At 49.1% G+C, this 8,403-nt stretch carries 6 protein-coding genes; 1 reads left to right on the forward strand and 5 read right to left on the reverse strand.

Annotation, left to right across the window (positions count from 1 at the left end; all coding sequences use genetic code 11):
- Positions 1–80: 80 nt before the first annotated feature.
- On the reverse strand, positions 81–2,789 hold the full coding sequence (locus tag Q0R17_RS18790; protein ID WP_293937867.1) for an EAL domain-containing protein: 2,709 nt from the start codon (positions 2,787–2,789) through the stop codon (positions 81–83).
- A gap of 334 nt (positions 2,790–3,123) precedes the next feature.
- Positions 3,124–4,440, reverse strand: coding sequence for an amino-acid N-acetyltransferase (gene argA, locus Q0R17_RS18795; protein ID WP_293937869.1), 1,317 nt, complete (start codon positions 4,438–4,440; stop codon positions 3,124–3,126).
- 321 nt (positions 4,441–4,761) lie between these two features.
- On the opposite strand from argA, the gene Q0R17_RS18800 reads away from it, so the two are divergent.
- Entirely contained in the window at positions 4,762–5,304 is a 543-nt protein-coding gene (locus tag Q0R17_RS18800; protein ID WP_293937870.1) for an acyloxyacyl hydrolase, read from the forward strand.
- Between the two features lie 136 nt (positions 5,305–5,440).
- Here the strand turns inward: Q0R17_RS18800 and wbaP are convergent, their stop codons facing one another.
- The 3 genes from wbaP to Q0R17_RS18815 form a co-directional block, all read right to left on the reverse strand.
- Positions 5,441–6,895 (reverse strand): undecaprenyl-phosphate galactose phosphotransferase WbaP, encoded by a 1,455-nt coding sequence (gene wbaP / locus Q0R17_RS18805; protein WP_293937872.1) that lies wholly within the window; start codon positions 6,893–6,895, stop codon positions 5,441–5,443.
- A gap of 140 nt (positions 6,896–7,035) precedes the next feature.
- Positions 7,036–8,139, reverse strand: a complete 1,104-nt coding sequence (locus Q0R17_RS18810; protein ID WP_293937874.1) for a glycosyltransferase — start codon at positions 8,137–8,139, stop codon at positions 7,036–7,038.
- Positions 8,136–8,403, reverse strand: a 268-nt coding sequence (locus tag Q0R17_RS18815) for a hypothetical protein (RefSeq protein WP_293937876.1), incomplete at its 5' end; no start/stop codon positions are given. The genes Q0R17_RS18815 and Q0R17_RS18810, both read right to left, overlap by 4 nt.

Raw genomic sequence — 8,403 nt, forward strand, 5'->3', positions numbered from 1 at the left:
TAAAATAGTATTGATAAAAAATATTAAAGAGTGATGCGGTTGCTGTTTGTGTTTTTAGTGGGCTGCGTAATATCAGAGCGTTAAATAATATCCAGCCCAGGATGGTTTTTCATGGGTTTATCCAGATAATAACCCTGTACTTGATCTATCCCTAATTCAATCAGCATATTAAAAATAGCTTCGTTCTCTACGAATTCGGCGATGGTGGTTTTGCCCATTTCATGCGCCATGCTCACCATGCCTTTTACAAAGACTTGGCTGTCGTGATCGCTAATAATGTCTTTAATAAAGAAGCCATCAATTTTAAGCACATCGGCTTTTAATTGTTTTAAATAGGCAAAGGAAGCAAAGCCAGTGCCAAAATCATCGAGGCAAACAGTACAGCCGGTGGCTCTTAACGCATCAATAAAGCGCTCAGCATCACGGATATCCGATACCGCAGCTGTTTCGGTGAGCTCCACCAATAGCCTTGCTGGGTTTACTTTATGCAGCTTGAGCTGCTGGCTAATGTAATCAGGCATTTCTGGTTCATCAAAGGAGCGGCCAGAAATATTAATGGCGATGGATGGAATATTGGCTTTTTGACCGAGTAATTCAATGGTGGTGCGAATCACCCAGCGGTCAATATCAATAATCTTGCCGGTTTTTTCGGCGTGGGGAATAAACATCCCAGGCATGATGATTTCACCTGGTTTTTGCAGGTCTTTCATGCGCACCAAGGCTTCTAAGTGGGCGAGCTTGCGCGTTTTGGGGTAGTAAATACCTTGATAGTGTAACTCTAGCCCCTCATTTTCTAGGGCATCGGTGATGCGGTCTTTCCATGAGAGCCGAGTAATAGCTTCTCGAGAAGGATCGGCATCTTGGCGATACATACGCCAAGTGGATTTACCTGCGGATTTAGCCTGATACATGGCGGAATCAGCATGGGCAACTAGCTCAAGTGAATTGCTGGCGTGATTGGGGAAGAGCGCTACCCCCACCGATGAAGAAGGGCGCAATACATGGCCTTCAACGGTAAAGGGAATTTGTGCGATTGAGCTTACAATTCGCTCGGCCAGTTTACTGACTTCAAACTCATTGCAATCGGGGACTAAAATCGCAAACTCGTCCCCTCCTAGGCGGGATAAAACCTCATGACGGCGCACTTGCAGGCCAATGGTTGTGGCGATGCATTTAAGTAACTCATCACCCACGCCGTGACCAAAGGTATCGTTTACGTGTTTAAACTCGTCCAGATCGAAAAAGACTAAGGCCATGGCGCTTTGCTTGCGGTCGGCTTCTGAAACCATTCTATCTAGTTCTTGCTGGAAGCGATGGCGGTTATACAGGCCGGTAAGCGAGTCACGCTCCGCCAGCTTGATCATATGCTCGGATATTTCACGCTGCTGGGTGACATCTTCGTAAATCCACATCCGTCCATTGGCCGCGCCTTGGCTATCGAGCACCTTAAAGCCATGCTGCGTAATGACGCGGCCATCATTCATGGTGAGCTCACCAAAATCGACTTTATCGTCAGAGAGCACCAGCTCTTCTAGGTAGGTGGCAATAATATCGCCTAGGGCAGGCCGGTTTTCTGCAATTTGCAGAATTTGCCCAATCGGTTTACCTGGCAACTGATTACTTGGCCCAAGGCCCCATAAATCACAGAAGGCGGGGTTATGGAACACCACGCGATTATCGTTATCCACAAACAACACGCCAAAGCGCATGGCGGAAAGCAGTGCGCTTAAACGGGCCCGTTCGGATTCGGCGCGGGATAAATAGCTTTGCCCTAGCGATTGAATTTGCCGCAGTTCAATTACGGCTTTGCGTAAGGAAAGGCGGTCTTCTTTGAGCTCGCTATTATCGCGAATACTGGCTCGAAGGCCTAGATAGCTATTGTTTGAATCGTAAATAGGCTGCCAAGAAACCGATGCCCAAAAGGGTTGACCATCACGGCGTACTGCGCGAAATTCAAAATCTTGAATCACGGTGCGATGCAGCAGCGCTTGTTGTAGGGTCTCGGTGACGCGATCTCGCTCCTCTGGCATGGTGAGTGAAAGTGGAAAATCCCCTAATAGCATGCATTCATTGACTGAATAGCCAGATAGCCGTGTGACTGAATCATTAATCCACACCAGCTTGCCTTCATCGGGGGATAGCCATAGCTCGGTACTGTGTGTGTAGTTGGCGATGGTATGAAATTTTTCTTCGTTCATCACCAAGGTATCAACCCGCTCTTTGATAACCACTGTCATTTCATTAAAGCGAGTGGTGAGCTGGGTGATTTCAGTCAGGCCTTTGCTGGGCAGAGGAGCTTCATAGTGGCCTATTGCGGCGTTTTCAGCAGCTTTGATAAGCCGGTGGATATGCCGAGTAAGCCAAAAGCCAAGTAAACCCATGATCAGCGCGCAAAGCAAAACCCCTGCGATAATGGTAATGGCGCTTTGCAGCATCAGCTGATTAATACCGCCACGCATAATTTCTGTTGAAACACCAAAACGTAGCTCACCAAAAGGCTCGCCAGCAAATTCAATTGGGGTTGCCGCATGAATTAAAGCGGGCAGATCACGCTCTAGCGATAGTTTATCTACTGGAGGAAGTTTTTGTGCAATATCCCAGCCCCGAGCGGCAATGATTTGTTTTTTATTATCGAGCAGAATTAGGTAATCAATCCCTTCAGCGGTGCGAATTCCTTCAAGTAAATCCGCCGCTTGGGCCATGTTGCCGCTGGATAAAGGCGTGGCGAAGGCCGCATTTAATAGCCGAGATAATTCTTGAACGCGCACTTCGGTGGCATGGGTGGCCATTTCTGACCATATTCTCGATGTATTGAACAATAGGACGGCTAAAATCGTACATTGCACGAGTAGAGTGGCAACAATTAAACGTGCACGTAGCGAATTAAAAAACGGGAGCGATGCCATGCAAACCTGTTGGAAAATGATTACATATTTTATAGGCCAAGCAGCTTAAATATGCCTTAGTCGCTTGGTGCTTATGCTTTAGCATTATTTAAAAATATTGCTGGCACTTAGCCTGATTACTACCGAAAGCATTGTTTGCTTTCGGTAGTGTTACACCATCAATAATAATGAGTAATTGAAATGTCGTATATTGCTTATTTATTTTCTTAAACTAACTTTAGTTGCGTAGCTGCTTAATAAATACTTTTGAACGCCTCTGATAATTGTAGAGCTGCTTTCTTTCAATCGGCAAAGCATCAACGGTTGCCAGCGCAAAGCCTCTTTCTACAAACCAATGCGCGGTACGGGTGGTAAGCACAAATAGCTCGCGCACACCTAGGCTGCGGGCGTGTTGCTCGATGTGCTTGAGTAGCTGTTCGCCCCGATTAGCATCTCGGTAATCGGGATGGATCACCAAACAGGCCATTTCTGCCATATGGCTTTTAGGGAAAGGGTACATCGCTACGCAGCCCACAATCTTACTATCGTGCTCGAGCACCGAGTAACGATGGATTTCACGCTCGAGTAATTCTCGGCCACGTTTCACCAAAACCCCATCGTCTTCTAGCGGCTCAATCAAGGCCAATACCCCGCCGACGTCATCAATGGTGGCTTCGCGCATGGTTTCGAGTGAATCACGCGAAACCATGGTGCCAATCCCGTCGTGGGTAAATAGCTCTTTAAGCAAAGCACCATCCACATGGTGGCTAACCAAATGCGCCCGTGCTACGCCATTGCGCACCGCTTTAATGGCGCAGGGTAGATACAGCCGGATATCTTCGTTTGGATGGGGATGCGTGTTTAAAAACTGCTCAGCTTGCAAGGCGGTTAGTTCAGTTAGCAGCTCGCCTACTAAGTCTTCTACTCCCTGCTGGCCCAATAAAAAGATCAGTTTGTCGGCACGCAGGGCAATGGCGGCACTGGTGGCTACATCTTCGAGTGGCACATTAAATACTTCGCCCGTTGGCGAGTAGCCAAGGGTAGAAAGCAAGACCAGCTCACCATCATCAAGGCGATAGCGAATGGCGGTGGTGTCTACTTTCCGCACTTCGCCCGTGTACATTAAATCTAGGCCGTCACGAATACCCATGGGCTGCGCTGTAATAAAGTTGCCAGCAGAGACGCGAATATCGGCATTGGCCATGGGCGAGTTAGCCAAGCCCATCGATAACCAAGATTCAATCTCTACTCGAACTTGGCCCACCGCCTGAATGACACATTCCAAAGTTTGAGCATCGGTAACGCGTAAACCGTGGTGATAGCGCGTCTCTAAACCACGCTCATTAATACGGGCTTCAATTTGTGGGCGAGCACCATGCACAACAACTAAGCGCACACCAAGGCTGGTGAGTAGATTGATATCGTGCGTAATGGTGGCAAATTTGCCGTCGCGAACCACTTCACCACCTAAGGCAATGACAAAAGTGCGATCACGAAAGGCATGAATATACGGGGCGGCCAGACGAAAAGACTGGACGAACTCATCGGCTTGCATGGAATTCCTAAAAGATTTGTGAGCTTTGTGCCAAGTATGGCTTGTCGTTAGTGCTGTTGATATTTGTTGCACGATTATTATGTTTGCAAATCAAATGTCAAAGCGGCCTAGGCTGCTCGCCAACGGGTAAAAAGCCAGATTTTTTCATATTTTGTGCAATTTTTCTTTAAATAGCTAGCAACTTAGTCTTAAGGGGGCAGACACCTGCTTTAGACGAGGCTTTCTATCCAAAATATGGGTGAAGTCCTGTAGGTGGTAAGGAGGGTGTAAAAGGATTGTTGTGTCTATATTGTAAAGGTGACTGCGTAATGGAGCTTCGCCATGCTTACCCATCTTCTACTAATCTCCCCCTTGCTGATTGCGCTAGCTGCTTCAGCTGCTGAGGGTTTGGAGTGGCAAGTGGAGCTTGGACAAGGCGTGCAGCCAAGCCATGTTGAGCAGCATCATTTGTTTAGAGTGGCTTTACACAAGGCGCTACCTTGGTCTTGGTATGAGAGTAAAACCGGCAAATTAAGCTCCGGCTTTGCGATTGGGGCCGGATTGTGGCATGGGGATGATCGCAACACTGGTGAATTTTTTATTACACCTGAGCTGCGATATGAATGGGCTCCGCTGGAGACCGGCACGCAGTGGTTTGTAGAGGCAGGAGTAGGGGGGCATTTGTTTTCCCGCACAGATTATGCCAAGCGTGGCCCTTTTAGTACTGCATTTCAATTTGGCGAGCAGTTTGGTGCAGGTATGCGCTTTGGCGAGCAGTCTGCGCAAGATTTAACGCTGATGTATCAGCATCATTCGAACGCCGATATCAACACCCCCAATTACGGTGCTGATTTTGTGGTGCTGCGCTATGGCTTTAAAATGTAGGGCAAGTAGGTGGTGTGACGTTTGTTTGGTCCACCAAGAACACGAAAGGCAGTAAAAATGACATGGCATGCTGACCGTTTAAGCGATGCCCGTTCGTGATTTTCATGCCTTTCGTGGGCGATGTTTTTTATCTAAATCAATAAGCCCCGCGCCCGCTGACCACGGTGCGAATGGTTTTGCAGACAATCGCCACGTCGTACCAAAGATTCCAGTTTTTAACGTACCAAGCATCCAGCGCTACGCGCTCGGCATAGGTGGTGTCGTTACGGCCGGAAACTTGCCATAAGCCGGTTAGCCCTGGGCGCGCTTCTAAGTAAAAATCAACGTGATCGCCATAGCGTTCCAGCTCGGCGGTGATAATTGGGCGGGGGCCCACAAGGCTCATTTCGCCTTTGATCACATTCCACAGCTGCGGAATCTCATCGAGGCTGGTTTTTCTTAAAAACTCACCAATCGGCGTAATGCGTGGATCGTTTTTAAGCTTAAAGTCTTTATCCCATTCCGCCCGTGCTTCGCTGCTGCTGGCCAGTAGTTTTTCTAGCACTTCTTGGCTGTTAGAAACCATGGTGCGAAACTTCCAGCACTTAAATGGCTTGCCGTTAATCCCCACGCGCACATGGCCAAAAAAGATGCTGCCAGGGCCACCTTGGCGTTTGATTTGAACCGCTACATAGGTCAGTAGTGGAAAAAGTAAAATCAGCCCAACACTGGCCCCGAATAAATCAAAAGCGCGCTTTAAGGTGGTCAGCGATTTCACTGATAAATTATTGCGCACCCGTAGCAGCAGCACTTCATGGCTGAAAAAGTGATGCGGTACCACGCCAAACAGCGGCAACCCAGCAATTGGCGGGATGATATGCATATCTTTATATTTGAGGGATAGCAGCTCAATTTGCGGGCCTAGGCGGCGTAATTCATCTTCATCCACGGCAACCACCACGTGGGGGCGGCCGTTATTATCTAGCCAAGACAGCAACCCGCTTTCATCTAGCTGAATAACCGGCCTAGCCTTGCCATCAATAATCAGTGTGGCTGGATCGCTCTGGTTAATTGATAAAAAAGCCTGCACCTCAAACCCAAGCTGGCGCTCGCTATGCATGGCGCGGCAGGCGTCGATGGCATTGCTGCTGGCCCCGATAATCACCGTTGGCAGCTGCCAGAGTTGCTTAGATAGCAGCCAGTTTTTCATTTGTGAGCGTAAAAACGGCAAAAGCAGTAGGGCAAGGCTCCACGACATTGGCCATAAAAAGCGCGATACCGTGAATTTACCTAGCAGCACCAGCATGCCGTTGAGTAGTGCGGCAAGCAGCAGGGCGCGCAGGATTTCTAGCAGCTCATCCCAAAATGGCAGCCGCAGGCTGTAATGCCCGCGCCACCAAAAATTGCCAACGGTGAGTACGGCTAGAAACAGAAAGGCGGTACTTTGTTGCGAGCCTTCCCACCACCACCATGCGGCAAAGTCGCCACCAATTCTTTGGTGACGAAAAAAGCTGAGCATGGCTAGCGCCGCGCAAAAAGATGCGGTGAGCGCAGCAAAATCAGCCAGCGCCAACAAAGGCTTGGCCCTTTCGGCTTGTAAATGCTTATTCATTTTACTTCCTGATTTTCAAGCAAAAGTTCTGTAGAGCAAGAGCGGGTAAAACCCAGCCCTATCAACTCAAGAGAAACGGTATTCGTAGGGCGGGTGTAACCCGCGCACTGATTAAGCATCACTCGCTGCTTGCACCCGCCCTAAGACAGTCCATAAGCCTTATAAAGGCTCGCCATCATTTTATCTAGCGAGTAATGCTGCTCTGCAAATGTTTTAGCCTGTGCGCCTAGTTTTTGGCGGCTGAGGCGGTCTTCGATTAGGATATTTAGATATTTAACAAAGTCGGCACTGTTTTCACACAGATAGCCATTTTCGCCATCGATCACTAGGTCTTTATTACCGACCACATTGGTGGCGAGTACTGGCAGGCCTGCGGCCATCGCTTCTATTACGGCTACCGGCAAGCCTTCCCAGCGCGAGGTTTGTATATAGATATCAAGGCTAGCAAGGTGCTGCAATGCTTGGCTGCGGTCTGTCCAGCCTGTGAGCCGAACGCCGGCCTTGGCCAAGGTTTTTTCTGAGTGGGCATCCCCGCCTCCAGTCCATAGAAACTCTACACCGGGCTGAGTCAGCTGGCCGGCGATCTCTGCAAATAGCTCAGGGTTTCTGGCCAGCGTTACACGGCCAACTGTGCCGATGCGCACAATATCCTGATTGCCGCTGGCGGCAGGGATGGCCGCCAGATCAACCGCGTTGTTCACGACCACTACATTGTTGCTGAGATGACGGCGGATTTCTGCGCCCTCAGAAGGTGAGCAGGCGATAAAGGTGCAGGATATTTCTGAAAGTATTTTTTCTACAGTCAGAAAAATGGTGTTTTTTAAACGACCTTCGGCACGCTGCAAAAATGACAGGCCATGCGGTGAGAAAAACCATTTTGGCGCAGATCTGCCACGGATAAATAAGCTAACAATCCGCCCTAGCGCACCGGCTTTAGATGAATGCATATGCACCACATCTGGTTTTAACTCGCGCAGCCAGTGATAAAGCGCGCGGCCAGTACGCCAGTCAGCGGCAGGATTAATGGCGCGCACCATGGGCAGTTGAATAAAGCGGATGGCATCGACAAACAGCGCTCGCCAGTTGTCCGGTGTTTCTTCACGGATCGAATGAATAATAGTGATGCTATGGCCGTCTTTGGCCTGCGCATTAGCCATCGCCGACACCATAGACAGTGTGCCAGCGCCAAAGGCCTCAACAATATGCACAATTTTAGCAGCGGGTTTTACGGGAATCAGGCTCATGCTTTTTTTGCTCTTAATTTAGATTTGAGCTTAAACACCAAGGAATAGGGCAGCAAGAGTAAAAGCCGCGTTCTGGCCATGCCGATCAGGGCGGCAAGGCGGCCATCGCTGTATTTTTTTTGTACGGCCAAGCGGGATTTGAGCTGCTGGCGGCGTTTACTCAGCGAAATGCCGCTAGGGTCTAGCTCGTAGCGGATCAGCACATCGGGCAGGTTGGCTACTTTAAACTGGCGGGTGAATTCACTAAACAGCGCATAGTCTTCG

Origin of the sequence: Iodobacter sp. (genome assembly GCF_025352645.1) — a bacterium.
Classification (GTDB): domain Bacteria; phylum Pseudomonadota; class Gammaproteobacteria; order Burkholderiales; family Chitinibacteraceae; genus Iodobacter.

Bases quoted from the DNA above. Each gene is read 5' to 3' on its own strand.
- Q0R17_RS18790 (WP_293937867.1), bottom strand. From the start codon at position 2,789: ATGGCCACCCATGCCACCGAAGTGCGCGTTCAAGAATTATCTCGGCTA.
- argA (WP_293937869.1), bottom strand. From the start codon at position 4,440: ATGCAAGCCGATGAGTTCGTCCAGTCTTTTCGTCTGGCCGCCCCGTAT.
- Q0R17_RS18800 (WP_293937870.1), top strand. From the start codon at position 4,762: ATGCTTACCCATCTTCTACTAATCTCCCCCTTGCTGATTGCGCTAGCT.
- wbaP (WP_293937872.1), bottom strand. From the start codon at position 6,895: ATGAATAAGCATTTACAAGCCGAAAGGGCCAAGCCTTTGTTGGCGCTG.
- Q0R17_RS18810 (WP_293937874.1), bottom strand. From the start codon at position 8,139: ATGAGCCTGATTCCCGTAAAACCCGCTGCTAAAATTGTGCATATTGTT.